Genomic DNA, 26447 nt, shown 5'->3' with positions numbered 1-26447 from the left:
GTGAAAGTCAGGCCAGTCGGTGGATCGGTGGCGGGGCGTAGGTGCCGCTGAGTACCTCCTTGCCGGGCAGGTACATCCGCAGCACCAGCCGGAAGTCACCCGCGGCGGCCGGCAGCCAGTTCGCCGGCATCACCGCACCGGCGTCCGTCGCGGTCTCCGTTGCCGGAGCGTCACTTTGGATCAGTATCGGGACGGTTCCGTCGGCGGCGTGGACGAGATCGTCCCGGCTGTCGATCGCGTACCGGTGCAGGGGATTGTCGACGAGGTAGCCCTCGGGCTCGTCGTACATCGCGACCGTCCAGAACGCGTCGACCGCCGGTGGCGGGAGGCGGAACAGGTAGCTGTGCGCTCCGGTGAGGTGGCGCCCGTCGGCGTCCACCGAGCAGCACGCCGACGTCGACTCGTAGGCGTGGACGATGCCGAGCGGCCGGCGCGCTGCCATCGCACGGGCGATCCGGGCCTGCGCCCGGTCCGGGATCTCCCAGTGCCGGTCGTCCAGCACGCCCGGGCCGAACCGGTCGAGGTTGTAGTCGGCCTCGTGCAGGGTGCCGGCCCAGCCCTGATGGGCCCGGCGGCCGGCGGCGGCGAGCCGTTCCAGCTCGTCCCGGCCCGTGCGCAGGCCGCTGCGCAGCGACCAGGCGAGCCGCGGATCGGGGTCGATGTAGGGCGACGGGTCCGTCAGCAGGCCGAGTGCCTCGAACCGGCGGGCGTAGTCGCGTTCCGCGGCCGGTGGGGGGAAGGCGTGCATCCAGGTTCGCAGCTCCTCCCAGAAGCGCAGGTCGTCGCAGACGCGCTTGGAGCCGTCCGGTGGCCCCTCCGGCCGCCGCGCGCCCGGGTCGGGCGGGCGCAGGGTCAGCGTGTCCTGAAGGGCCCGGACGGCGGGCAGGTCCGCCGGCCCGCCGTAGCCGAACCGGGCGATGATGCTGACGACCCGCGACGGTGCCTCGACCACGCGGTCGTGCGCGGAAGCGTCCGCCGCGCTGGAAGCGTCCGCCGTGCTGGAAGCGTCCGCCGTGCTGGAAGCGTCCGCCGTGCCGGGCGGGAGCAGCAGGATGTCGCCACCGTCGTCCCCGGTGACCCGGGTGCCGAGATAGGCGAACACGTTCAGCCACACGTCGTAGAGCTCCAGGACGAGGTAGCGCCCGGGGGTCGGCGGCACGTGCAGGACCAGGGGCCCGGGGCTCAGGTCGACCTGGGCGAGCGAGACCAGGACGTCCGGGCTGACGTGCAGGAAGTGTGAGTGCGGACCGGGCGGGTCGGTCTCGTGGGCGAAGGCGTTGAAGCCGGCCGGCTCGATCGGCCCGAGCCCGTCGTGGGCGATCCTGATGATCTGCCGGACCGCGCACACGAGGGGGTACCCGAAGAAGAATGCCTCGCAGGCAAGTCCGACTCGCTGGTCATCCGCTCGCATGTGGCCTCCCGGGAGCCCCGGCCCATCGACGCCGGTCCGATGGCCGATGGTGCTCGCCCAACTCCGGGGAGTACCCGATTCGTGCCCGGTTGAACATCGGGCGGGACCGTCGGCGGCTCACGGTGGAATCGCCGGGGGCCCGCGATGGGATCACCGCCGTGGGGCTTCTGGGCGCCATGCCCTAGGGTTGACGCATGGCGCAGTACGTCTTCCAGATGCGCAAGGCCCGCAAGGCCCACGGCGACAAGGTGATCCTCGACGACGTCACCCTGGCGTTCCTGCCCGGCGCGAAGATCGGCGTCGTCGGGCCGAACGGTGCCGGGAAGTCGTCGCTACTCAAGATCATGGCCGGCCTCGACCACCCGAGCAACGGCGACGCGATCCTGAGCCCCGGCTACACGGTCGGCATGCTCGCGCAGGAGCCGCGGCTCGACGAGGCCAAGGACGTCCGCGGCAACGTCGAGGACGGCGTCCGCGAGATCCGCGCGGTGCTTGCCCGGTACGAGGAGATCAACGAGAAGATGGCCGCGCCCGACGCGGACTTCGACACGCTCCTCGCCGACCAGGCGGCGCTGATCGACAAGATCGAGGCGGCGAACGCCTGGGAGCTCGACAGCCAGATCGACCAGGCGATGGACGCCCTGCGCCTGCCGCCCGGCGACGCGGACGTCACCGCGCTCTCCGGTGGTGAGCGCCGCCGGGTGGCGCTGTGCAAGCTGCTGCTCGAGGCGCCCGACCTGCTGCTGCTGGACGAGCCGACCAACCACCTCGACGCGGAGAGCGTCGCCTGGCTGGAGCAGCACCTGGCCCGCTACGCCGGGGCGGTGCTGGCCGTCACGCACGACCGGTACTTCCTCGACAACGTCGCCGGCTGGATCCTCGAGCTCGACCGCGGCCGCGCCCACCCCTACGAGGGCAACTACTCCACCTACCTGGAGAACAAGGCGTCCCGGCTCAAGGTCGAGGGCCAGAAGGACGCCAAGCGCCGCCGGGCGCTCGCCCAGGAGCTCGAGTGGGTCCGCTCGAACCCGAAGGCCCGCCAGGCCAAGAGCAAGTCCCGCCTCGCCCGTTACGAGGAGCTGGCCGCCGAGGCGGACAAGGCCAGGCCGCGCGACTTCGAGGAGATCCAGATCCCGCCCGGCCCGCGGCTGGGCAGCCTGGTGATCGAGACGAAGAAGCTCACCAAGGGCTTCGGTGAGCGGGTGCTCATCGACGACCTGTCGTTCAGCCTGCCGCGCGGTGGCATCGTCGGCGTGATCGGCCCGAACGGCGTCGGCAAGACCACGCTGTTCACGATGCTTGTCGGCCAGGCGTCGCCTGATTCCGGCGAGCTGCAGATCGGCGAGACGGTCGACATCGCCTACGTGGACCAGTCCCGCGGCGGTCTCGACGCGAAGAAGAACGTGTGGGAGATCGTCTCCGACGGGCTGGACCACATCGTCGTCGGGAAGACCGACATCCCGAGCCGGGCGTACGTGTCGTCGTTCGGGTTCAAGGGGCCTGACCAGCAGAAGCCGGTCGGCGTGCTCTCCGGCGGAGAGCGCAACCGGCTGAACCTGGCGCTGACCCTCAAGCGCGGCGGCAACGTGCTGCTGCTCGACGAGCCCACGAACGACCTGGACGTCGAGACCCTGCGGTCGCTGGAGGAGGCGCTGCTGGAGTTCCCGGGCTGCGCCGTGGTCGTCTCCCACGACCGGTGGTTCCTGGACCGGGTCGCGACGCACATCCTGGCCTGGGAGGGCACCGAGGCCGACCCGGCCCGCTGGTTCTGGTACGAGGGCAACTTCGCCGACTACGAGACCAACAAGGTCGAGCGGCTCGGTGCGGACGCGGCCCGCCCGCACCGGGTGACGTACCGCAAGCTCACCCGCGACTAGCCGCCGCGAAACCGACCGTCGCGGGCCGGGAAGTCCTTCGACTTCCCGGCCCGCGACGCGTCGAGACCGGAGATCAGCCCGGGCGGTTCTGTAGGGAGTTCGCGGCCATCAGCAGGTAGTCCCAGAGCTGGGCGCGGTGTTCCGGGGCGAGGCCGAGGCTGTCGACCGCGGATTCCATGATGCGCAGCCAGGCGTCCCGCTCGGCCGGGCCGATCGCGAACGGCACGTGCCGCATCCGCAGCCGGGGATGGCCGCGCTGCTCGCTGTACGTCGTCGGCCCGCCCCAGTACTGGATGAGGAACAGCCGCAGCCGCTCCTCGGCCGCCGCCAGATCCTCGTCGGGGTAGAGCGGCCGGAGCACCGGGTCGCTGGCCACCCCCTCGTAGAACCTGGCCACCAACGCGCGGAACGTCGCCTCGCCGCCGACGGCCTCGTAGAAGTCTGCGCGTGGTCGCGCGGGTGACGGTTGGTTCACGGGTCCATTCTGCGCCACTGGCCGCCCGCTCCCCGGCCGCGGCCCCGGCCTCGATCGACGGGACGTCCGGCCCGGTGGTGGTCGTGGCCGGGTCTTCCGAGGTGAGCGGTTCGACGGGCGGTGGACGTCCGCCGTGCGGCGGTAGCCGGGTGGGTCAACCCGAACGGGGGATGACCCACGCGGTGGTGTCCGGTGGCAGGACGAGCGTCGCGCCGTCGTAGCCGACTGGCCCGCTCGCCAGCACCAGCCGGCCGGCGATCTCCAGGCGTATCTCGCTCCGCGTGGCCATCACACAGGTCAGGGCGCCGGCGGCGGACGTCCGGTCGAAGGCCAGGCAGTCCGCGGGCAGATCGTCCCGCCAGCGGAACCCGGGCCGCGTGCCTGCCGGCCGCCCCGGCTCGCCCGAGTGCCCCGGCTCGGCCGGCTCGGCCGCGCTGCCCGGCCCGGCCGGTCCGCCGAGGAAGGGGAGCGCGCGGCGTAGCGCCAGCGCGCCGCGGACGAGCACCCTGGTCGACATCGGGTCCACGGACTGGGCGGACGCGGTCAGCGTCGCCCAGTCGGGCGGTTGCGGGAGCCACGGCTCGGCTGCCCCGGCGCTGAACCCGTACGGAGGCGCGTCGCCGGACCACGGCAGCGGCACGCGTGCGCCGTCCCGGCCGGGCGAGGTGTGGCCGGACCGTTCCCAGACCGGGTCCTGGCGGGCCTCGGGCGGGATGTCGACCTGCGGCAGGCCGAGTTCGTCGCCCTGGTACAGGTAGACCGTGCCGGGCAGCGCCAGCAGCGTCAGCAGCGCCGCCCGGGCCCGGCGCAGGCCGGTCTCGCCGCCGCCGTAGCGGCTGACCGGACGGACGACGTCGTGGTTGGCCAGCACCCAGGTCGGCGGCGCGCAGACGGCGGCTGTCGCGGCCCGGGCGGCATCGATCGCCGCCCGCCACGCCGGGGCGGAGAACGGCGCGTACAGCAGCGAGAACGTGAAGGTCAGGTGCAGCTCGTCGGGACGGACGTACCGGGCGAGGCGCCCCGGGTCGGCGACCCAGGTCTCGCCGACGAGCACCCGCTGTCGGCCGTCGCGCCGGTCGTGGGCGTCGACGATCGCCCGCCACTCGCGGTAGATCTCGTGGACGCCGTCCTGATCCCACGCGTGCGGCTCGATCTCCTCCCGGAAGCCGGTCTCCGGCGTGGGGAGCGCGCCGGTCGGATGGTCGCGCAGCTCGCCGTCCTTGACCAGGCCGTGCGAGACGTCGATCCGGAAGCCGTCGACCCCCCGGTCGAGCCAGAATCGGATGATCTCGGCGTGCGCCGCCCGCACCCGCGGATGCTGCCAGTTCCAGTCCGGCTGCTCCGGGGCGAACAGGTGCAGGTACCACTGGCCGTCCGGAACCCTCGTCCAGGCGGGGCCACCGAACACCGAGATCCAGTTGTTCGGGGGGAGCGCACCGTCCGGGCCGCGCCCGTCCCGGAAAAGGTAGAGGTCCCGCTCCGGCGCGTCCGGCCCGGCCGCGAGCGCCGCCTGGAAGGCGGGGTGCGCGCTGCTGGAGTGGTTCGGGACCAGGTCGACGACGACTTTCAGGCCGGCCTCGTGGGCGTCGCGCAGCAGCGCGTCGATGTCCGAGAGAGTGCCGAACAAGGGATCGACGTCGGTGTGGTCGGCCACGTCGTAGCCGTGATCGGCCATGGGGGAGCGGTAGAAGGGGCTGACCCAGATCCCGTCGACGCCCAGGTCGGCGAGATCGGGCAGGCGCCGGCGGATGCCCTCGATGTCGCCGACCCCGTCGCCGTCGGCGTCGGCGAAGCTGCGGACGTAGACCTCGTACATCACGGCGTCGTGCCACCACGCCGAGTAATCGGTCTCCTCGGTTCCCGCTGGTGGCGCGGCCGGGCCGGAGCGGCCGCCGGGCTGCCCGGGTTCGCCCGCACGGTATGCGACAACGGGATCCATGCCAGCATCAAACCCTCTCTGCGGGCATGAAGTAAACGGGATGCTCCGGTTACGGAAAGTGTCCGTCGAACGGCTCGGCGGGCGCGATGTCCGACTCTCGAACTACACTTCCGCGAGTGGATGACGTCACTGTCCGTTATGGTGTGCTTCCTGGGGGTGGATGTGTCCCGGTGGCTAAACGTCCCCTCGGCGCCGCGGCCGATCCGGTCGAGGCGTCCGGACCGGCGCCGGCCGGGCGGGCGACGTCCGGGCGGGCGACGCACGGATGGGAGAGTCGAGGCCCGGTGATCGACACGGAGTCCCGCTCGGTGGGCTGGGCCGCCACGACGGCCATGGTTGGCCGCGCCATCGTCCGCGAGCTGTCGAGTACCCGGCGCCGGCGCCGCGTGCACGTCACCGAGGAGGCGACGTTCGAGCAGCTGTCGTTCCTCGCCGACGCGAGCCTGGTCCTGAGCAGCTCGCTCGACCCGCAGCGGATCATCGACATGATCGCATCCCTGGTTGTGCCCCGGATGGGCGACGCGGCCGTGGTCTGGCTTCGCGGCGACGGGGACAGCATTCGGATCGCCGGGTCGCGCTTTCTCGACCCGAAGACGGCGGACTTCGTCCGGGCCGTCGTCCAGATCCACCCGCCGACAGCCACCGAGGACATCCCGCCGGGCGTCGTCGTCCGGACCGGCCAGTCGTACTACGTGCCCCGCTACACCGAGGACGTCGTCCGCCGACTGTTCCCCGGCGAGGCCGTTGAGCGGTTCGGGGAGATCCAGGCAGGCGCCGCGATCACCGTGCCGATGTACGCCCGGGGGAGGGTGTTCGGCGCGCTGACGGTCGGCCGGCGCGAATCCGTCGAGTACACCGCGCTCGACATCCGCCTCATCGAGGAGCTGGCCCGGCGCGGCGGCACCGCGCTCGACAACGCGCAGCTCTTCCGGGACGTCGAGGAGTCCGCGCTGACACTGCAGCGCTCGATGCTTCCCGCGCACCCGCCGGCCCTGGACGGCATGGAGATCGCGATGGAGTACCGGCCCGGCACGGCCGGTACGGAGGTCGGCGGGGACCTCTACGACGTCATCCCGCTGCCCGGCGGGCGGGTCGGCGTGGCGATCGGTGACGTGATGGGCCGTGGCCTGCACGCGGCCGCGGTGATGGGCCAGCTGCGGGCCGCACTGCGGGCGTACGCGCTGGAGGACTGGGGACCCGCCGAGCTGCTGGCCCGGCTCGACCGGGTTGTCGACTCGCTGCCCGGCCTGCAGATGGCCACCTCCATGTACGCGGTGTACGACCCCTACTCCGGCCGGATGACGATCGCGAGCGCGGGCCATCCGCCGCCGCTGTTGCTGCTGCCCGACGAGGAGCCGGACTACCTCGTTCTCGAGCCCGGGCTCCCGCTCGGGACGGGTGAGCAGGGCACCTTCTCCGAGCTGACCGTCTCGCTCCCGTCCGGCTCGGCGTTCGTGATGTTCACCGACGGCCTGGTGGAATCCCGGCGCCGGCCGCTCGCGGACGGCCTGGAGCACCTGAGGTCGGGCCTGGGCGAGCAGATCGCCCGTCCGCGCGCCGTTCGGGCGTTCGCGCCGCCTTCGGGTGATCCGTCTGTGGGCGCGGCGCCTGCCACGGGTGATCCGCCCGTGGGCGCGGCGCCTGCCACAGGTGATCCGCCCGTGGGCGCGGCGCCCGCCGCGGGTGATCCGCCCGCGGCCGTCGTGGCACTGGCGGCCTCCGCGCCGGCCGCCGCGGCTGGCGGAGCCATGGTCACGCCGGAGCGGCGGATCAGAGAGCGGCGGTCGGGCCGGGACCGCCGCGGGGGCTACCGCAGGACGCGGGCGAGCGGTGACCGCCGCCGCACCGGCGGTGGCTTCGCGGCCCGCAGCTGGTCCGGCCCGGACGCGGTGAGCGGCAGCGGATCGGGCCCGAGCGAGGAGACCGCCCGGACCCTGCTCGAGCGCTGCCTGCTGGCCGCGGATCTCCCGCCGCGCACGGACGACGACATAGCGCTGCTCGCGCTGGTCACCCGGCAGCTGCGCCCGCCGCTGCTCCAGCTCGCGCTGCCCGCCGTCGCCGCATCGGCCGGACAGGCCCGCACGGCCGTCCGGCGCTCGCTGCTCGACGCCGGGATCGGATCACTCGACGACGCGATTCTGCTGGTCAGCGAGGTGGTCACCAACGCGGTGCTGCACGCGCGCAGCGATCTCGTGCTGCGGGCCACCCTGGAACCCGGGCGGCTGCGGGTGAGCGTCGAGGACAGGGAGGGCACCGCCCTGCCCCGGCCCGGCGGCAACTCCCCGGACGATCCGGAGGCCGAGCACGGCTGGGGCCTGCTCCTCGTCGAGGCGCTCGCGCAGGCCTGGGGAGTCGAGACGACACCGGACGGCAAGCGGGTCTGGTTCGAGATGGAGATCCCCGACGAGGCCGACCACACCTGAGACCACACCTAAGGACGAGGCGGTGTGCCGGCCGGTGGCCGGTCACCGGCCGGCCGGCGTGGTCGGCTCGATCGAAGTCGACTCCGTCGGGGCCGCCACAGCCGGCGCGGCCGCGGCCGGGGCGGATTCGGCCCGGCGGACGATGGTGCGCAGCATTCCGCCGAAGACCACGGCGTGGAACGGGCTGACGGCCCGCCAGTAGAGGTGGCCCGGCAGCCCGCGCGGCAGGAACAGCGCCCGCTGCCGGTAGACCGTCCTGCCGTCGGGGCCGCCTGGCCCGACGCGCAGCTCGAGCCAGGCGTGGCCGGGCAGCCTCATCTCGGCGCGCAGGCGCAACAGCCGTCCGGGGACCAGCTCCTCGACCCGCCACAGGTCGATCGCCTCCCCGGTGTGCAGGTGGGCTGGGTCGCGCCGGCCGCGGCGGTGCCCGACCCCGCCGACGAGCGTGTCGAGCCACCCGCGCGCCGACCACGCCAGCGGCCAGCTGTACCAGCCGTTCTCGCCGCCGATCCCCTCGATGACCTGCCACAGACGGTCCGCGGGCGCGGCCACCGCCTTCGACCGCTCGTCGCTGTAGAGCGAGCTCCCGGCCCAGGCCGGATCGGTCGGGACGGGTTCGCCCGGCGGAGCGCCGCCGGGCAGGATTCCGTTGGACGGGGCGTTGTCCGGCGAGCCGCCGTCCGCCGCCGTCCGGCTGGCGTCCGCGGTCCGGACACCGGCCGCAACCGGGCGGTGCCCGCGGCGGCCGGCCCGGTCGGCGGAGAGGTATGCGGCGACCTCGGGGAACGGCGCGGCGAGCGGGCTGCCCGGCCAGACCGCAGTCGACCACCGGGTCTCCACTGTCCGGTCGCGCACCCGCGCCAGCGCGTAGGCGACCGCGGTCTCGAACGGCAGCAGCCCCTCGGGCGGGTCCGGCACCCACCGCGCGATGTCGTGCTCGCCGACGACCACCTCCGTCCGCAGCGAGCGGACCAGCGGCCGCGCGATCGCCCGGGGGACCGGCGTCACCACCCCGACCCACAGCGACGACAGGCCGGGGGAGAGCACCGGCACACGGATGATCACTCGGCGACGCAGGCCCTCGACCGCCGCGAAACGCTGCATCATGTCGGCGTAGGTCAGGACGTCCGGCCCGCCGATGTCGAACGAGCGGTTGATCTCGGCCGGCAGCTGGAGACATCCGATGAGGTAGTGCAGGACGTCCCGGACGGCGATCGGCTGGATGCGGGTCCGCACCCAGCGTGGGGTGAGCATCACCGGCAGCCGCTCGGTGAGGTGGCGCAGCATCTCGAACGACGCGCTGCCGCTGCCGATGATGATCGCGGCGCGCAGCACGACCGTGGGCACCCCGGAGTCGAGCAGGATCCGCGCGACCTCCTGCCGGGACGCCAGGTGCGCCGACATGCCGATGCCGGTGGCCGGGCTCAGCCCACCCAGGTAGATGATCCGCCGGACGCCGGCGGCCCGCGCCGCCCGCGCGAACGCCGCGGCCGCCCGGCGGTCCACGGCCGAGAAGTCGCCGCCGGTGTCGATCGAGTGGATCAGGTAGTAGGCGACGTCGACATCCTCCATCGCCGCGCGCAGCGACTCCGGGCCGAGGGCGTCGGCACGGACCACCTCGATGTCGGGATGCCGGGCCCAGCCGACGTCGGACAGCCGCGCCGGATCACGGGTCATGCAGCGGACATGATGGCCCTGGCCGAGCAGGCGGGGTGCCAGCCGACCACCGATATACCCGGTCGCACCGGTGACGAGTATGCGCACCCCGGGTACCTGCCCCGGCCCGGCGGCGGGTACCGCCCCACAGACCGGGTGGGACGGGTCAGGCGCTCGCGGCCTCGGAGACGTCCCCCACCGTGCTCAGGTACCGCGACCACCGCGGGTCCATGCGACGGGACCCCAGAATGCGCCAGGCGGCTCCGCTCGGCGCTCTGGGCGCCGTGCGAAGCCGCCAACCGAGGTCCGCGACGGCCCGGTCGGCTTTGACATGGTTGCAGCGGCCGCAGGCCGCCACGACGTTCTCCCATACGTGCGGCCCGCCGCGAGAGCGGGGGATCACGTGATCCAGTGATGTCGCCGGGGCGTTGCAGTACACGCACCGGTGATGGTCGCGTGCCAGTACACCCTTGCGGGTGAGTGGAATCTGTGAACGGTAGGGCACGCGCACGAACCGTGCCAACCGCACGACGATCGGAACCTCGACTGCGGCCGTCGTCGAACGCAGCACCTGGCCGGCGGATTCGACCATCACGGCCTTGTCGGTCAGAACGAGCACCAGTGCTCTTCTTTGTGACACCACGCACAGAGGCTCGTACGTGGCATTGAGAACCAGCGCCTCTGCCACGCGCCGACCTCCTGCCCACCCGAGGGTCCTCGCGGACCGTCCTACCCAGCGTCTCCGGTGACAATGGACAGTCAACCTTCTTCGGCGGCAGAACGCGAGCCTGTTTGCATGGTCATCCGTCCCGGCAAAGCGTCGATGTGCATATCCGGCGTGGTTTGTGACGAACAACAACCTCATTCGACCGTGTGCCGTGACCGAAAAATTACACTGTGTGACTGCCCGTAGGGTCGTGTCCGTGTGTGGCCGACACGGGGGTGCCTGCCGTCCGGGTCTGCCGATGGGCAAGACTGTCAAGGTCGACTCGGCGCTGCGCCAGCTCGCTGTGCGGGCTACGGAGCGCCGCCGGGGGATGGGTGCCGGCCGCCTTGCCGCGGCCCGGCCGGGGGGCTTCCAGACGCACACGGCGCCCGATCGGCGTCGATCCGACTGAGAGACCTGCTTACGGAGGATGGCCGGCGTTGTGTCCATCTCACGTGTCCCGTTTGGTGCTGTCCCGTTCGGTGGCGTGCCCGCCGAACCGGTCGCGGCCGGGCTGCCCCCGGCTGTCATGGGTGCGGAGCCGTCCCTGCTGGCTCAGCCCGTGATCCCGATGCTCGGCGCGATCCTGTCGCCCACCGCCGCACCGACGACCGCGGCGACGGTCTCGCCCAGCCCCATACCCTCGGTGTCGATCTCACCTGGTCCGACGACGGATCCGTTCGTCTCGATCGAGGGTGTCGCCAACGCGCTGCGGGACGCCTGCGGCACGGACCCCGGCCTCATGTGCCGCACCGTGTACGACCTCACGCACAGTAACTATCTTGCGTCCGGTGCCGAGGTGTTCCTCGGTACGCCGATCAAGATTTCGCTGATTCTGCTGCTCGCGATGGTGATCCGCACGCTGCTGCACCGGTTCATCCGGCGGACCACCGAACGGGCCGCCTCGGGGCGCAGCACCGGCATGCTGCGCGGGCTGCGGTCGAACACCTTGCTGGGCGCATTCGGTGATCCGACCGTTCTGCTCGAGCGGCGGCGCCAGCGCGCCGGAACCGTCGGATCGCTGCTGCGCAGCGTGACGTCAATCTTTGTGTTCGGGCTGGCTTTCCTCACGATCCTCGGCGAGCTCGGCCTGAATCTAGCCCCGATCGTGGCCAGCGCCGGAGTGCTCGGCATCGCCGTCGGTTTCGGTGCGCAGAACCTCGTGCGCGACTTCCTGTCGGGCATGTTCATGCTGCTGGAGGACCAGTACGGCGTCGGTGACGTGATCGACGTCGGCCCGGTCTCGGGCACCGTCGAGGCGGTGAGCCTGCGGATGACCCGATTGCGCGACGTCGAGGGGACGGTCTGGTACGTCCGCAACGGCGAGATAACCCGGGTCGGGAACAAGAGCCAGCAGTGGGCACGCACCGTTCTCGACGTCCCGCTCGATTACGACACCGAGGTCGCCGCCGCGAAACGGGTGCTCGTCCGGACGGCCGACAAGCTGTGGAAGGACGAGGCCTGGTCCGGCCTGATCCTCGCCGAGCCGGAGGTCTGGGGCATGGAGACCATGACCGCGGACGGCTACACGCTGCGGATCGCCATCAAGACCCAGCCGCTCAAGCAGTGGGACGTCGCCCGCGAGCTGCGGGAGCGGGTCCGGGCGTCGCTCGGCCGGGCCGGGATCGAGCTCGGCACCGTCCAGCGCAGCGAGGTCGTGGTCGTCGACGACGATGACGACGACAAGCCCGCCGAGGAGGAGGAGACGCCGGGCGGCACCGGCGGCTCGCCGGGCCAGGGCGCGGACGACGTGCCGACACCCAGGATCGATCCGCCCGCGCCGGCCCGTTCCGGGCATAGCGCCTGAAGCGGGGCTGAGGATCGGACAAGGTCTTGCTGAGATGCGCGTCCGGAGCATGGAACTGTCGGGCGAGCGGGGCAGACTGGAGCCGTGCGAGTACTGGTGGTGGACGACGACGCGGCTGTCCGCGAGTCGCTGGAGCGGTCGCTGAGGTTCGAGGGCTACGAGGTGCGCACGGCGCCCGACGGGGTCGCCGCGCTGGAGGTGGTGGCGCGCGACCAGCCGGACATCGTCGTGCTCGACGTGATGATGCCGAGGATGGACGGCCTGGAGACCTGCCGCCGTCTGCGGGCGCGCGGTGACGACGTCCCCGTCCTCATGCTGACGGCCCGTGACGGGCTGGCCGACCGGGTCAGCGGCCTCGACGTGGGCGCCGACGACTACCTGGTGAAGCCCTTCGCGTTGGAGGAGCTGTTCGCCCGGCTGCGGGCGCTGATCCGGCGGTCCACCCTCGTGACACGGGCCGGCGTGGGCCACGGCCCCGCGCACGGCGCCGAGCCGGGCCATGGTGTCCCCGCCGCGCTGTCGTACGCGGGGGTGGCGCTCGACCCGGCGAGCCGCCAGGTCCTGCGGGAGGGCCGGGAGCTGACGCTGACCAAGACCGAGTTCGAGCTGCTCGAGCTGTTCCTGACCCATCCGCGCCAGGTCCTCTCCCGATCGATGATCATGGAGAAAGTCTGGGGCTACGACTTCGGACCCTCCTCGAACTCCCTGGAGGTGTTCGTGAGCTACCTGCGGCGCAAGCTCGAGGCCGGCGGTGAGCCACGGCTGCTGCACACGGTGCGCGGGGTGGGTTACGTCCTGCGTGAACCCGCCGCCGACCGGGTGTGAGCCCGCTGCCGCTGTCAGTGCCGACGACGCCGACGAAACTGGCCAGGTCGAAGAGGCCGGTAAGGCCGGTAAGGCCGACAACGCCGACGAGGTCGGTGTGACCGGGCCGGAGCAGCCGGCGAACACGCTGGTCGAGGGCCGGCGGGTGGGGGGTCCGTCGTCCCAGCCGGCGGCGTCGCGCTGGCCGAGCCGGCTCCCGCGGCTGACGCTGCGGGCCCGGATGGCGCTGCTCGCCGGGGTGGCCGTCGCCGCCGCGGTCGCCGTCGTGGTCAGCGTCGCCCTCGGCGTCACCCGGATCGTGCTGAACCAGGCGATCGACGACCAGCTCCTGGAACAGGCCAAGGCGTCGGCCGGCAACCTGCAGGCGAGCCAGATCAGCGTCCGGGCCCTGAACTTCGGCATGGAGCTGCAGTTCCTCGACGGCGACGGAGTGCCCCTGGAGAGCGCCTTCCCGTCGCTGGAGACCTTCGCGATCCCCGTCGACGCGGCCGACGCCGAGGTCGCGCGGGGCCTGCGTGGCAAGAACCTGCGCACCGTCACGGTCGAGGGCCAGCGGTACCGGGTGGCCACCGTCCCGCTGCGCTATCCGCCGCCACTCACCGGCACCGGGGCCCTGCAGCTGGCCCGGTCCACCTCCGACGTGGATCGCACGCTGCGCGATCTCGGGCTGGTGCTGTTCATCGTCGGGCTGGTCGGCGTGGTCGGCTCGGTGATCGCCGGCCGCCTCGTCGCCCGTGCCTCGCTGAAACCGGTGGACGCCGCGGCGGCCGCGGCGGAGGAGGTGGCGCGTACCCAGGACCTCTCCGCCCTGATCCCGGTCACCGGCTCGGACGAGATCGCCCGGCTGGCTACCAGCCTCAACAGCATGCTGCGGGCGCTGGAGGCATCCCGGCTGCGGCAACGCCAGCTCGTCGACGACGCCGCCCACGAGCTGCGCACGCCGCTGACCAGCCTGCGCACCAACATCGAGCTCCTGATGCGAGCGGAGACGACTCCGAACCGGGCGCTGCCCGCGGCGGACCGTGACGCGCTGCTGCGCGACGTCGACGCCCAGATGCGCGAGCTGACCGCGCTGGTCAACGAGCTGATCGAGCTGGCCCGCGACGAGGTGCCCACGGAGGAGATCGAGCGGCTCGACCTCGCCCAGGTCGTGCGGGCCGCCGCGGACCGGGCCCGGCGCCGGGCGAACACCAAGGGCATCCGGATCGAGGTGAGCGTCGAGCCGTCCCTGGTGGACGGGCGGCCGAGCCTGCTGGAGCGGGCGGTGACCAACCTGCTGGACAACGCGGTGAAGTTCAGCCCGCCGTCCTCGACCGTGCGGGTGGTCAGCCGGGCCGGCGAGGTCACCGTCGCCGACGAGGGCCCGGGCATCGCGCCGGCCGACCGGGCCCGCGTCTTCGAGCGCTTCTACCGGGCCACGGCGGCGCGCAGCCTGCCCGGCTCCGGCCTTGGCCTGGCGATCGTCGCGGACGCCGCGGCGATGCACGGCGGGACGGCCGAGGCCGCCGAGTCGCCGTCCGGCGGCGCGCTGCTGCGGATGACATTGCCCTGCGTGGCGGCCTGGGAGCGGGGGGTTCCCTGGGACGGCGACGATCCCGTCGGGTACGGCGGGTTCGTCTCCGACGGCGGGACCGCCGGCGCGAACGGCTTCCTTTCGGTAGATGGCCCTCCTCCGATGAGCGGCCCTCTGTCCATGGGCGGCTTCGCTCCGGCGGGCGGAGCCGGGCCCGTGGGCGTCTCCCCGGCGCGCTCGGGGCCCGCGGCTGCGGACGCGGACTCGCCGTGGCGGCGGCCGGCCGGCGGCTCCGCAGCGGCCGCCGAAGCGGAGCAGGCGGTGGCCGAGAGAGCGGAGAAGGCAGAACAGACGGCAGAGCGGGCGGCTGGGCAGAAGGCGGGCGGGGCAGGCACGGGCGGTCCGGCCACGGCGCCCGGCGTTGGCGCGGAGCGGCCCGGGGGGCGTTCGACGGTCCGCCCGGGGCAGCGGGCAGGATCAGGTCCGTGACATCCGCGCCCGAGCGCCCCGACCAGCCCGCCGCGCCCCCCGCCGCTACCGCGCCGCCTACCACTGCGGCGCCGTCAGCCGCCGCGCCGTCAGCCGGCGGCGCGGTCGGAGCCGGTGGGCAGCAGGGCCCGGCGTCGGTCTGGTCCGGGCTCGGTGACCTCAAGGCCCTCGCCGCCGAGTTCGGGGTGGCCACGTCCTACGACGGGCAGGACGGCACGCCGGTCACGGTGCAGCCGAGGGCCGTCCGGGCGGCGCTGGGCCTGCTCGGCGTCGACCCGTCGGACCCGGCCGTCGCGCTCGCCGGGGCACGCGAGGCGCGTCGGCGGCGCCCGCTGCCCCCGTGTGCGGTCGTCCGGGCGCAGGCCCCCGCGCCGGTCGCCGTGCACGTGCCGGATGCCGCCGCGGACGCCGTCACCGCCGAGGCCGTGCTGGCCGGCGGGGAGAGCGTGCCGCTGTCGGTCGGGCTGCGCGGCGCTGTCGGGGAGGTCGACGGCCATGCCGTCCGCGCGGGCACGGTGGACCTGCCGTCCGGCCTGCCGCTCGGGGATCACCGCCTGCGGCTGAGCTTCGGCGGGAGCACCACCGAGTGCCCGCTGATCGTCGTCCCGGAGCGCGTGCCCGACTTCGCGGCCGCCCCGAGCCCGGCCGAGGCCACCGGGCGGGCCTGGGGCTGGATGATCCAGCTGTACGCGCTCACCTCCGCGGGATCGTGGGGGATGGGCGACTACGCCGACCTCGCCACCCTCGCCGAGTGGTCCGCGCGTGACGGCGCCGACGTTCTGCTGGTGAACCCGCTGCACGCGGTGGCGCCGACCTTTCCGGTCGAGCCGTCGCCGTACTCGCCGGCGAGCCGCCGCTTCGTCTCACCGCTCTACCTGCGGCCCGAGCTGACCCCGGAGTACCGGCACGCCTCCGAGACGGTGCGGGCGGAGGTCGACCGGCTGGCGGGAGTCGCCCGCCGGGAGGGGATCAGGGACGGCCTGATCGACCGGGACGCGGTGTGGCGGGCCAAGCTCGCCGCCGTCGAGCTGCTGTTCACCTCGTCCGGCGGCGGGACGGGCGACGGGCCGGCCGGTGGGCAGGAGGCCGATGGCGCGCTGCGCGACTTCGCGCTCTGGTGCGCGCTCGCCGAGCGGCACGGCCGGGACTGGCGCACCTGGCCGGAGGACCTGCGCGATCCCGCCGGGCCGGCGGTCGACGCCGCGCGCGCCGAGCTGGCGGAGCGCGTCGCGTTCCATGTCTGGCTGCAGCGGCGGTGCGACGACCAGCTCGGCGCGGCGCAGGCCGCCGCCAGGACGGCGGGGATGCGGGTCGGCATCGTCCACGATCTCGCTGTCGGGGTCGATCCGGGCGGCGCGGACGCCTGGGCGATGCGCGGCGTGCTGGCCACCGGGGCCTCCGTCGGCGCCCCGCCGGACGGCTTCAACCAGCAGGGCCAGGACTGGGGCCTCCCGCCGTGGCGGCCCGACGTCCTCGCGGAGAGCGGGTATGCCCCGTTCCGGGCGATGGTCGCCGCGGTGCTGTCCCGGGGCGGCGGGCTACGGGTGGATCACATTCTCGGGCTGTTCCGCCTGTGGTGGGTCCCGGACGGCGCCGGCGCCGCCGGCGGCACTTTCGTCCGCTACGACGCCGAGGCGCTGCTGGGGCTGCTCGCCCTCGAGGCGCACCGGGCCGGCGCCCTGGTCGTCGGTGAGGATCTCGGCACCGTCGAGCCGTCGGTGGCCGAGGCGCTCGACGGCGCCGGGATCTTCGGCTCCTCGGTGCTGTGGTTCGAGCAGGCGGCGGACGGCTCCCCGCTCCCGCCGCGCGAGTACCGGGCCCGGACCATGGCCAGCGTGACCACGCACGACCTGCCCACCGCCGCCGGCTTCCTCGAGGGCGAGCACGTGCGCGTGCGCGCGCGGCTCGGCCTGCTCGCCCGCACCGACGAGCAGGAACGCGCCGCCTGGCTCGCCGAACGCGCCGGACTGCTGCGGCTGCTCGCCGACGAGGGCCTGGTGAGCCCGCCGGCGGGGGTCGTGGCGGAGGAGGATCGCCTCGAACCGGAGCTGCGTGCGGCGGCCGCGCTCGGCCTGCACGTCCTGCTTGCCCGGTCACGCGCGCGGATCGTGCTGGTCGCTCCCGGTGACGCGTTCGGCGACGTCCGTCAGCCGAACCTGCCCGGCACGGTCGACAGCTATCCGAACTGGCGGCTACCGGTCGTCGACGACGCCGGGGAGCGCGTCACCGTCGAACGGCTGATCACCGATCCCCGGTCGCGCCGGATGGTCGAGGCACTCGAGGCACTCGGGGCGATCACCGCCGATCGGGCGGGAGCCACCACCACCCGGCGCCCCTGAAGCGCTGTGGCACGCGTCGCCGGGACGCAACCGTGCTCGTCGGCAGTGTGGGCGAGCTAGCTCGCACCCCTGGGCACGGACCGTGCCGGTCGTTCCCGGTACCCTTCCGGACGTGATTCCACGTCGTCCGCGCCGTACGTCTCGGCGGTCCGCCGCGGCCGGCGATCTGCACCCGACCTCCAGGTCGGGTCGGCGGGTCGCCGCGCGCCGCGTTCTGACCGTCGCTGCGTTGTCCCTGTTCACGGTGCCCTTCCTCGCGGTGTCGGCCTCCGCGCAGGATGTGGGGACTCCCTACGACCCCGACCCGCTGTCAGCTGTCCATGCCTGGGCGCTCTACGGTGGAACGGTCATCGGCGGCTTCCTGCTGGCGTTCCTCCTCACCGCGGTGACGAGCCGACTGAGCCGCCCGTCGCGCTACCGTCCGGGCCAGCCGTGGGAGCACGACGAGATCTGGATCGGCGCGAAGCCGGAGGACATCGAGGCGAAGCGTTCGCGGGCCGCCGTACCGGGTGCGGGTGGTGCCAGTGGCACCTGGTGAGGCATTCACCCACGAGCAGACCGAGCGGATCGAACGTGCTCGGCAGTCCGCGCAGACCCAGACCGGCATCCGCTTCGCTGTCCGCGTCGGTGCGCTGGACGGCGATCTGAAGCTCGCCGCCGAGCGGCTGCTGGGCGGCCTGGCCGATCCCCGCAACGACGAGGCGGTGCTCGTCGCCGTCTCCCCGGGGCAGCGGTTCGTCCGCGTTGTGACCACGCCGGCCGCGAAGAAGCGCATCAACGACTCGGCTGCCGGTCTGGCGGCCCTGGCCATGACATCCAGCTTCGCTCTCGGTGACCTGGTGGGCGGTGTGATCACCGGGCTGCGTCAGCTCTCCGACGCCGCCGGCGCGCCTGCCGCGCCGAACGGGTCCCGCCGCTGATCTCGACGGTTCCCGCCGCTGACACCGGCCGCCGCGCCGGGCGCAGAGAGCCCGGCGCGGCGGACCGTCAGCCCGCGACCGGCCCCGCGGTGTCCTTTGCCCGCGCGGCGAGTGCCCGCACGAGCCCGTCCCGGCCCTCCATCAGTGCCCGGCGCAGCGCGGGCACCGGGTCCCGCTCCGCCAGGTAGGCGTCGGTCAGATCCACCGTCGACTGCTCGATGACCCCGGACGGGAACAACATCTGGGTGATCGTCTGAGCGGTGTCGAACGAGCGGGTCTCCCAGATGCCGCCGATCTCGGCGAAGAACCGGTCGACGTACGGACGGGTCAGCTCGAGCTGGTCGGAGATCCAGAAGCCGCCCATCGTGGCGACCGCCAGATGGTTCGACAGGGCGTCCGAGTCCATGACCGCCGACCAGGCGTCCGCCTTGGCCTGCGCCGTCGGGCGGGCGCTGCGCGCGGTGGCGGCGCGCTTCTCCCCGGTGGCGGTGTTGTCCCGGGCGAGCTCCGCGCCGATCTCGGCGTCGCCGTAGACCCCGCGCGCGACGAGCTGGATGAGCAGGGCCCAGCGCAGCTCGGTGTCCAGGGCGAGCCCCTGCACCACGTCGGAGCCCTCGAAGATCGCCATGACCCGGGCGATCTGCTCGGGCTCCTCGGTCTGGGCGAAGGCGGTCGCGAAGACGAGCTGCAGGTCGCTGCCGGGCTCGGCGGAGCGCATGAGCTCCTCGGCCCGGGTGGTCAGCTCGCGCAGCGCCGCCGGGCGGTTCGCCGGGTCGCCGTAGCTGTCGACGGTCAGCGCCGCCTTGGTGACCAGCGACTGCACCACGCCGATGTCGTCCTCGGCGTCGATGCCGGACAGCACGAGCCGGACGTAGTCGCGGGCGGCCAGCTCGGCGTCGCGGGTCATGTCCCAGGCCGCCGCCCAGCACAGCGTGCGCGGCAGTGAGGACGAGATCGTCCCGATCGAGTCGATCAGGGTCCGCAGCGACCGCTCGTCCAGCCGGACCTTGGCGTAGGTGAGGTCGTCGTCGTTGAGCAGGATCAGGTCGGGCTGGCGGGCCCCGACGATCTTCGAGACCTCGGTGATCTCCCCGACGACGTCCAGCTCGACCCGCTCGCGACGGACGAGGGCGCCCGTGGTGTCCCGGTCGTAGAGGCCGATGGCGACCCGGTGCGGGCGCAGCGTCCGCGACGCGGTCGCGGGGGCGCTCGCCGGCTCCTGGACGACGTCGAACGAGGTGAACAGGCCCGACGAGTCGGTGAGGAACCGCGGCCGCAGCGTGTTCGCCCCGGTGGTCTCCAGCCAGTCGGCCGACCACGGGCTCAGATCCCGCCCGCTGGCCTTCTCCAGCTCGACGAGCAGGTCCTTCAGCGAGGTGTTGCCGTACTCGTACTTGCGGAAGTAGCTGCGCAGCCCGGCGAGGAACTCCTCCTGGCCCACCCACGCGACGAGCTGCTTGAGGACGGAGGCGCCCTTGGCGTAGGTGATGCCGTCGAAGTTCGTGCGCACCGCGTCCATGTCGGGGGCGTCGGCGACGATCGGGTGCGTCGAGGAGAGCTGGTCCTGGCGGTACGCCCAGCCCTTCTCCGCGTTGGCGAAGGTGGTCCAGCCGTTGGTGAAGCGGGTGGACGTCACCTGCGCCAGCACGGACATGTAGGTGGCGAAGGACTCGTTGAGCCACAGGTCGTCCCACCAACGCATGGTCACGAGGTCGCCGAACCACATGTGCGCCATCTCGTGCAGGATCGTCTCGGCCCGCCGCTCGCGGCGCGCCTCGGTGACCTTCGCCCGGAAGACGTACTCCTCGAGGAAGGTGACGCAGCCGGCGTTCTCCATCGCGCCCGCGTTGAACTCCGGCACGAACAACTGGTCGTACTTCCCGAACGGGTACCGGTAGTCGAAGACCCGGTGGTAGAAGTCGAAACCCTGCTTGGTGATCTCCAGGATCTCGTCCGGGTCGAGGAACTCGGCGAGCGAGCGGCGGCAGTACACCCCGAGGTCGATGCCGTCGTGGTGGTCGCGCACCTCGTGGTACGGCCCGGCGACCAGCGCGGTGATGTAGGTCGACATCACCGGGGTCGGGGCGAAGGCGGTCCGCGTCGCGCCGTCGGGAGCGGCCGTGGTGCCGGTGACCACGCTGTTGGAGATGATCCGCCAGTCGGCGGGCGCCGTCACCGCGAGGGTGAATGCGGCCTTGAGATCCGGCTGGTCGAAGCAGGTGTACATGCGGTGCGCGTCGTACGTCTCGAACTGCGTGTAGAGGTACACGGCGCTGTCGACGGGGTCGACGAAGCGGTGCAGGCCCTCGCCGGTACGGGAGTAGGCGCACTCGGCCACGACCCGGAGCTCGTTCGTCGCGGCCAGGTCGGGCAGAGCGATCCGCCCGCCGTCGAAGACCACCGCCGGGTCCAGCGACCGGCCGTTGAGGACGACCTCGCGCACCGCCGGGGCGGCCAGCTCGACGAAGGTCGACGCGCCGGGCTCGGCGCAGGTGAACGACGCGGTGGTGCTGGACAGGAAGGTCTCGTCGCCGACCGTGAGGTCGAGCTCGACGTCGTAGGACGAGACGGCCAGCAGGCGGGCGCGCTCGCGCGCCTCGTCGCGGGTGAGGTTGTGAGGCACCCGGATCCTTTCGCAGAAACGTCGCGGAGTCGGCGAGGACGCGCGGCCACTGGGCATGCGGCCCACTGGGCCGGCGAACCACTGGACGTGCGCGCCGCGTCACGGTCGCATGCGGCCATGACGTTGACCTCGGTGACCAGTCTCCCATGCCCGGACGCGGGTCCGGCGACGTCCGGGCCGCACGCCGACCCGTCCGCTTCCGGCCCGGCGGGGCCCGCCGCGCCCGTCCTGTCCTGGCACCTCCGGCCTGGTCCGGCCACGGGATCGCGCTGTTCGGACGTGTGCTGAGTGCGTTGTTCTCACCCTTGGTGGAAGCTTGCACCGACCATCGGGTTGGATGTCCCGAAGGACGAAACCTTCAGACACCGGACGTAGGGGGCAGCGGTGCGGCGGGTGGCGGGACTGGGCCGGGTCCCGGTCCGGCGTGGCCCGAGGAGGGCGGCCGCGGACGCCGCGGCCGACTCCGGGGCCGCCGGCTCCGCCACACCAGGCTCGGCGGGCCCGGCCACACCAGGCTCCGCGGGTTCCGCCGGGGGCCCGGGTCCCGACGGCCGGCCCGCTCCGGCCGGCCCGCGCCAGCGCATCCCACGCCGGCTGCGCCTCGCCCGCTCGGGGGCCGGTGCCGGCCCGCCCGAGCAGGAGCCACGCCGGGCCGGAGCGGCCGGAGCGGGCGGAGCGGGCGGCGCCGCCGCTGGCGCCGCGCAGGGCTCGACGGCGCGCCGCGCCGAGCAGCACGTGCCGGTGTCCCTCCGCGTCGCCTCCGCGTGGTCCTGGCGTCTGCTCATCATCGGGACGGCCGTCTACGTGCTGGCCATGATCGTGGGACGGGTGCGGATCGTCGTGATCCCGGTCATCGCCGGCCTGCTCATCGCGGCTCTCATCCACCCGATCGCGCACCGGTTCCAGCGGATGGGCGTGCCCAGGCTCGGCGCGGCGTTCGCGGCCCTGCTGATCTTCCTGCTGCTCGTCGTCGGGGCCGGCGTCGCGGTGGGCTTCAACGCCGCCAACGAGATCCCCGCGGTGGCCGACCAGGTCAGCGAGGGCGTGGACCAGGTCCGGGACTACCTGACGGACGGGCCGTTCCACCTTTCCCAGGGCCAGATCGACAACCTGGTCGACGACATCCGCAGCAGCATCACGAGCAACCGCGGCCGGGTGGTCTCCGGCGTGCTGTCGACGGCGTCGGTCGCCGCGGAGGTGCTGACCAGCATTCTGGTCGCACTGTTCTCGACCTTCTTCTTCCTCTACGACGGCGAGCGGATCTGGAGCTGGATCGTCACCCGGTTCCCCAGCGGGGCCGAGGACCGGGTTCGCGGCGCGGGTCGGGAGGCCTGGCTCACCCTCACCGGTTACATCCGGGGCACGGTGTTCGTCGCCGCGGTGGACGCGGTCGGCATCACGATCGGGTTGGTCGCCGTCGGCGCCCCGCTCGTCGCGCCGCTGGCGCTGCTGACGTTCTTCGGCGGCTTCATCCCGATCGTCGGCGCGACCGTCGCCGGCATTGCCGCCGTGCTGGTCGCGCTCGTGTCGAACGGCGTGCCCGACGCGCTGATCATCCTGGGCGTCGTGATCGCGGTGCAGCAGGTCGAGGGCCACCTGCTGCAGCCGCTGGTGATGCGCCGGGCGGTCCGGCTGCATCCGCTGGCCATCGTCATCGCGCTGTCCGCGGGTGGCGTGCTCGCCGGGATCCCGGGGGCGATCGCGGCGGTGCCCTTCGTCGCGGTGGTCAACCGGGTGGCGACATACCTGGCCTCGGCCGGGAAGGATCCGCAGCCCGCGGATGGTTGACGTGGGAACGAGGCCCGATGGCCCTTCCGAGCCATCGGGCCGGACCCCGTCCTGTTCCGTACGCCACCTTTGGAGCCGCCATGTCAGCCGACGTCGCCGCCTCGGTAGATCCTGTCGCCGACGGGCCCGCCGCACCCGCCGACCGGGCCGGATCCGTGGATGCCGCCGGCACCGCGGTGGGCAACGTCGAGGCACTGCCCACCGCGGTGCCGGCGGTCGTCGACGCGGACTTCTGGTTCGACCCGCTGTGCCCCTGGGCGTGGCTGACCTCGCGCTGGATGCTGGAGGTCGAGAAGGTCCGGCCCGTCCGGACCAGGTGGCATGTCATGAGCCTGGCGATCCTCAACGACGGCCGGGACATGCCCGAGCAGTACCAGGAGCTGATGAAGCAGGCGTGGGGGCCGGTGCGCATCTGCATCGCCGCCGCCGCGACCGCGGGGGAGGAGATCCTCCTCCCGCTCTACACGGCGCTGGGCCGCCGCCGTCACCTGGAGAAGGCCGAGCTGACGGAGGAGACCTTCGTCGCCGCGCTGGAGGAGGTGGGCCTCGACCCGGCGCTGGCGGCGGCCGCGCACTCCACGGAGTGGGATGAGCGGCTGCGGGCCAGCCACTCCGACGGCATCGGCCGGGTCGGCATGGACGTCGGGACGCCCGTCATCGCGATCGGGGACAACGCGTTCTTCGGCCCGGTGGTCACTCCGACCCCGCGCGGCGAGGCCGCCGGTCGGCTGTGGGACGGCGTCCTCCTGGTCTCGGAGACACCTGGCTTCTACGAGCTCAAGCGCAGCCGTGAGCAGGGTCCGATCTTCGACTGATCCGCGAGGGGTTGGTCACCCCCGCGCGGCGGTGCGCGGTGACCGGGCATGATGGCGCATCATGCGCGTCCATCTGGGTTCTGATCACGCCGGGTTCCACCTGAAGAAGGCTCTCGTCGCGCGCCTCGCGGAGCTCGGCCACGCCCCCGTCGACCACGGGCCTGTCGAGTACGACCCCGACGACGACTACCCGCCGTTCGTCATGGCCGCCGCGGCCGCCGCCGCGGCGGAACCCGACAGCCTGGGGATCGTGATCGGCGGCTCGGGGAACGGCGAGGTCATCGCCGCGAACAAGGTCGACGGGGTGCGTGCGGCCCTGGTCTGGAGCGAACAGACGGCGACCCTCGCCCGTCAGCACAACGACGCCAACGTGATCAGCGTGGGCGCCCGCATGCACTCGCTGCCCGAGGCGGTGGAGCTGGTCGAGATCTTCCTCGCGACGCCGTTCAGCGGAGAGCAGCGTCACCTCCGCCGACTGCGGATGATCTCCGCCTACGAGCGTTCCGGGGAGATCCCCGAGCCGTCCCCCTCCTCGCCGGCGTCCTGAGCGCCGTTCGGCCCGCGCCGGGCCCCACCGGCCCGCCGCGGCCGTCCGGCGCGCCCTCGGCCCGCTGACGGGTCCGACGGGTTCGCTGACGGGCCTGACGGGCCTGACGGGCTCGACGGGCCGGGACTGTCGGCGGAGCGCGTGGCGGCGCGGCCTGCCGCCGGATCCGCGGCGCCGCCGGGCCCCGCGGGTGCGGGGTGGGCGTGGCGCAGCACGACCGCCTGCTCCGCCCAGGCCAGGTCCGCCTCGGTGGGGCGGGAGACGTCCCGCGCGCGCATCGCGGCGCTGAGGCTCAGCCGGGAGCGCCCGGCGCCCACCAGGCCGCGCAGCATCGCGTCGGCGCGGTGTTGGTCGTCACGTGGCATGCCGCCTCCCGTCAGGTCCGTGCGCGGTGGCCGGCGGCCGCGGTACGTCGGGCGCGTGCGGGCCGCCGGAAAGGCCTCGAACCGTATGGTGCCCGCGTGCGTGCGCGGATGCGCGCATCCCCGCGCCGGACGGCCGGCGGAACGCACGATGGTGGTATTCCGCGGACGTAGTGACCACCCACATCTCCCGGTGCCGGCGCCCCGTGGCCAGGGGGCTGTTCCCCCTGGGAAATCTCCTGGTGGCCCCATGTTCGCGGGGTGGTCGAGAACCGGGTCGTACCGGGCCCCGGGGCGGCGGGTGGCCCCGTCGCGGGGTGCCGCCGGGGCCACCCGCCGGACATCCCCGCCGTGGTTCGTGCGACCGTCAACACCGACGTCGCCGTCAGGTCCCGAAGTTTCGTGCTGTTTCCGGGTCCAGGTACACATGTGACGATCCGGGGCTTCTCGGGAGGTAGATGTGAACGATGAGTAGCACCTTGGTGCCGTTGCGTACAATGTTCCCGGTGTTGCTGCTGACCATGAAGAACCCCGTCTGCCCAGCAGCGTCGATCTTCAGGCCATTCCGTATGCTGAGCGCCGATCTGCGGCGATCGTTGCGCGGGTATGGCCGGTAAGCGAGCGGATCTGTCGCCCTCTGGCGTACAGACGTCGCTAAGACGGGAGGAAGTTGACAGAGCACGCAACTCCCCCGAAACTCGGCGATTCAGACTGGTCGCCACGGACAGACTCCATCCGGTGAGGGTCCGGTCATCGCTCCTGTCGTCACAGCCGAGGGGTGAGTAATGGACCTTGTGCCTGTGAGCGTGGTCATTCCCGCTTACAACGAGGCACTTCGTCTTCCGGCGTCCCTGCCGCGGCTGCTGGCTGTCGTGGGCAAGATCCCCAGGGCTGAGGTGATCGTCGTCGACGACGGCAGCACCGATGGCACCGCCGGGGTCGCCGAGGACCTGCTCGAGGGCTTTCCGAACCACCGTGTGGTACGCCTGCCGTGGAACTGCGGAAAGGGCACCGCGGTAAGGGCGGGCGTGTCGGCCGCGCATGGCCGGTCGATCGTCTTCATGGACGCCGACGGGGCCTCCGACGTGAACGACCTGCCGTTGCTGCTCGCCGCGCTCGAGCACGCCGAGGTGGCGCTGGGCTCGCGGCGAATCGGCGACGGAGCCACCCGGACAAGCGGCCGCAGGGCCGGTAGCTGGGCTTTCAATCAGATTACGCGTTCACTCGCGGCGCTGGACGTCGCTGACACGCAGTGTGGCTTCAAGGCGTTTCGGCACGCGGAAGCCAAGATTCTTTTCAGTCTCGCGCGCTCCACCGGCTTCGGATTCGACGTCGAGGTGCTCTCGATCGCGCGCTCGGTTGGCTATCGCATCGCCGAGGTACCCGTGCGCTGGGAGGAGACGCCCGGCGGCACCTTCCGGATCACCCGGCACACCCCCGCGATGCTCGTCGACGTCGTCCGGGCCCGCCGCTATCTCAGCCGGGTCGGGCTCCCGCCGGTCAGCCGTCGCCAGCGGCTGGGCGAGCTCGGTGTCGTGGACGCGTCCGAGCTGCTCGGCCGGCCGGCCACGCCGCGCGGTGCGGGGGAACCGCAGGGTGCCCCGCCCGGCCAGCTGCCGGTGCCCGCGGCCCCCACCCGGCCCGGCACACCGGCCCGGCCGACGGCCCGTACCCGGCCCGGCACACCGGCCCGGCCGGTGCCCGCCGCCCGGCCCACGACCGCCGCCGCTCCCGCCCGGCCCGCGGCCGTTCCCGCACTGCCCATGACTCCCGCGCTGCCCGCCGCCCCCGCGCGGCCCCCCGCGGTGCCCCGCCCCACGCCGCGTCCCGCTCCCGCGGTTCCAGCCGTGAGCGTGGCGCACGGGACCGGGCGGTTCACCCCGTCGCCCTCCCGCGGTGAGATCCCCGGTCCCGCGCCCGCACCGTGACCAG

20 protein-coding genes are annotated in these 26447 nt (G+C 73.1%); 13 read left to right on the top strand and 7 right to left on the bottom strand.

All coding sequences use genetic code 11. The features are described from left to right. Positions 1-7: 7 nt before the first annotated feature. Positions 8-1411 carry a DUF1254 domain-containing protein gene (locus FRANEAN1_RS26200; RefSeq protein ID WP_020462786.1) on the bottom strand — a complete coding sequence of 468 codons (1404 nt, stop codon included), beginning with the start codon at positions 1409-1411 and terminating at the stop codon, positions 8-10. Between the two features lie 194 nt (positions 1412-1605). Between FRANEAN1_RS26200 and ettA the strand changes: the two genes are divergently transcribed. Continuing rightward, entirely contained in the window at positions 1606-3288 is a 1683-nt protein-coding gene (gene ettA / locus FRANEAN1_RS26195) for an energy-dependent translational throttle protein EttA (protein ID WP_020462785.1), read from the top strand. A 73-nt stretch (positions 3289-3361) separates the two neighbouring features. On the opposite strand, the gene FRANEAN1_RS26190 is transcribed toward ettA, so the two are convergent. Together FRANEAN1_RS26190 and FRANEAN1_RS26185 are read right to left on the bottom strand one after the other, a co-directional pair. Further along, the gene (locus tag FRANEAN1_RS26190; RefSeq protein WP_020462784.1) at positions 3362-3781 is read right to left on the bottom strand and encodes a globin; all 420 of its coding nucleotides are present in this window, start codon (positions 3779-3781) and stop codon (positions 3362-3364) included. Between the two features lie 136 nt (positions 3782-3917). Continuing rightward, positions 3918-5579 carry a glycoside hydrolase family 13 protein gene (locus FRANEAN1_RS26185; protein ID WP_041256544.1) on the bottom strand — a complete coding sequence of 554 codons (1662 nt, stop codon included), beginning with the start codon at positions 5577-5579 and terminating at the stop codon, positions 3918-3920. A gap of 293 nt (positions 5580-5872) precedes the next feature. On the opposite strand from FRANEAN1_RS26185, the gene FRANEAN1_RS26180 reads away from it, so the two are divergent. After that, complete coding sequence (locus FRANEAN1_RS26180) at positions 5873-8125, top strand: SpoIIE family protein phosphatase (protein ID WP_020462782.1); 2253 nt, start codon at positions 5873-5875, stop codon at positions 8123-8125. A 42-nt stretch (positions 8126-8167) separates the two neighbouring features. Here FRANEAN1_RS26180 and FRANEAN1_RS26175 read toward each other — a convergent pair whose 3' ends face one another. Further along, positions 8168-9889: an SDR family oxidoreductase gene (locus tag FRANEAN1_RS26175; protein ID WP_020462781.1), complete on the bottom strand. Its 1722-nt coding sequence runs from the start codon at positions 9887-9889 to the stop codon at positions 8168-8170. 58 nt (positions 9890-9947) lie between these two features. Beyond that, positions 9948-10469, bottom strand: a complete 522-nt coding sequence (locus FRANEAN1_RS26170) for an HNH endonuclease (protein WP_020462780.1) — start codon at positions 10467-10469, stop codon at positions 9948-9950. A gap of 277 nt (positions 10470-10746) precedes the next feature. Between FRANEAN1_RS26170 and FRANEAN1_RS42520 the strand changes: the two genes are divergently transcribed. The 7 genes from FRANEAN1_RS42520 to FRANEAN1_RS26140 all read left to right on the top strand — a co-directional run bounded on the left by FRANEAN1_RS42520 (position 10747) and on the right by FRANEAN1_RS26140 (position 18380). Continuing rightward, on the top strand, positions 10747-10899 hold the full coding sequence (locus FRANEAN1_RS42520; protein ID WP_198145369.1) for a hypothetical protein: 153 nt from the start codon (positions 10747-10749) through the stop codon (positions 10897-10899). Between the two features lie 117 nt (positions 10900-11016). Beyond that, positions 11017-12294 (top strand): mechanosensitive ion channel family protein, encoded by a 1278-nt coding sequence (locus FRANEAN1_RS26165; protein ID WP_041256543.1) that lies wholly within the window; start codon positions 11017-11019, stop codon positions 12292-12294. Between the two features lie 84 nt (positions 12295-12378). Next, positions 12379-13119, top strand: coding sequence for a response regulator transcription factor (locus FRANEAN1_RS26160; RefSeq protein ID WP_020462778.1), 741 nt, complete (start codon positions 12379-12381; stop codon positions 13117-13119). A gap of 220 nt (positions 13120-13339) precedes the next feature. Further along, a complete protein-coding gene (locus tag FRANEAN1_RS26155) occupies positions 13340-15121 on the top strand; it encodes a HAMP domain-containing sensor histidine kinase (RefSeq protein WP_347177258.1) in 1782 nt (593 codons plus the stop codon). Positions 15122-15306: 185 nt separating this feature from the next. Further along, positions 15307-17460, top strand: a complete 2154-nt coding sequence (gene malQ, locus FRANEAN1_RS26150) for a 4-alpha-glucanotransferase (RefSeq protein ID WP_157473598.1) — start codon at positions 15307-15309, stop codon at positions 17458-17460. 229 nt (positions 17461-17689) lie between these two features. Continuing rightward, a complete protein-coding gene (locus FRANEAN1_RS26145) occupies positions 17690-17998 on the top strand; it encodes a hypothetical protein (RefSeq protein ID WP_235014288.1) in 309 nt (102 codons plus the stop codon). Further along, positions 17985-18380 (top strand): DUF5130 family protein, encoded by a 396-nt coding sequence (locus FRANEAN1_RS26140; RefSeq protein WP_041256542.1) that lies wholly within the window; start codon positions 17985-17987, stop codon positions 18378-18380. The genes FRANEAN1_RS26145 and FRANEAN1_RS26140 overlap by 14 nt, the downstream gene beginning before the upstream one ends. Before the next feature lie 67 nt (positions 18381-18447). On the opposite strand, the gene pepN is transcribed toward FRANEAN1_RS26140, so the two are convergent. Further along, entirely contained in the window at positions 18448-21003 is a 2556-nt protein-coding gene (gene pepN / locus FRANEAN1_RS26135; protein ID WP_020462773.1) for an aminopeptidase N, read from the bottom strand. A 393-nt stretch (positions 21004-21396) separates the two neighbouring features. On the opposite strand from pepN, the gene FRANEAN1_RS26130 reads away from it, so the two are divergent. From FRANEAN1_RS26130 to FRANEAN1_RS26120, 3 genes are all read left to right on the top strand, one after another. Next, a complete protein-coding gene (locus FRANEAN1_RS26130; RefSeq protein ID WP_020462772.1) occupies positions 21397-22791 on the top strand; it encodes an AI-2E family transporter in 1395 nt (464 codons plus the stop codon). A gap of 80 nt (positions 22792-22871) precedes the next feature. After that, a complete protein-coding gene (locus FRANEAN1_RS26125) occupies positions 22872-23606 on the top strand; it encodes a DsbA family protein (RefSeq protein ID WP_041254818.1) in 735 nt (244 codons plus the stop codon). A 61-nt stretch (positions 23607-23667) separates the two neighbouring features. After that, positions 23668-24153: a ribose-5-phosphate isomerase gene (locus FRANEAN1_RS26120; protein ID WP_020462770.1), complete on the top strand. Its 486-nt coding sequence runs from the start codon at positions 23668-23670 to the stop codon at positions 24151-24153. Here FRANEAN1_RS26120 and FRANEAN1_RS26115 read toward each other — a convergent pair. Continuing rightward, positions 24099-24518 carry a hypothetical protein gene (locus FRANEAN1_RS26115; RefSeq protein WP_157472805.1) on the bottom strand — a complete coding sequence of 140 codons (420 nt, stop codon included), beginning with the start codon at positions 24516-24518 and terminating at the stop codon, positions 24099-24101. The two genes, FRANEAN1_RS26120 and FRANEAN1_RS26115, sit on opposite strands and share 55 nt — an antisense overlap. A gap of 782 nt (positions 24519-25300) precedes the next feature. Here FRANEAN1_RS26115 and FRANEAN1_RS26110 point away from each other — a divergent pair. Continuing rightward, positions 25301-26443, top strand: coding sequence for a dolichyl-phosphate beta-glucosyltransferase (locus FRANEAN1_RS26110; protein ID WP_020462769.1), 1143 nt, complete (start codon positions 25301-25303; stop codon positions 26441-26443). Positions 26444-26447: the final 4 nt, after the last annotated feature.

The sequence above is a fragment of the Parafrankia sp. EAN1pec genome (assembly GCF_000018005.1).
Classification (GTDB): Bacteria; Actinomycetota; Actinomycetes; order Frankiales; family Frankiaceae; genus Parafrankia; species Parafrankia soli.
The sequence above is the reverse complement of the archived record's forward strand: the minus strand, read 5'-3'. Positions and strand labels throughout refer to the sequence as shown.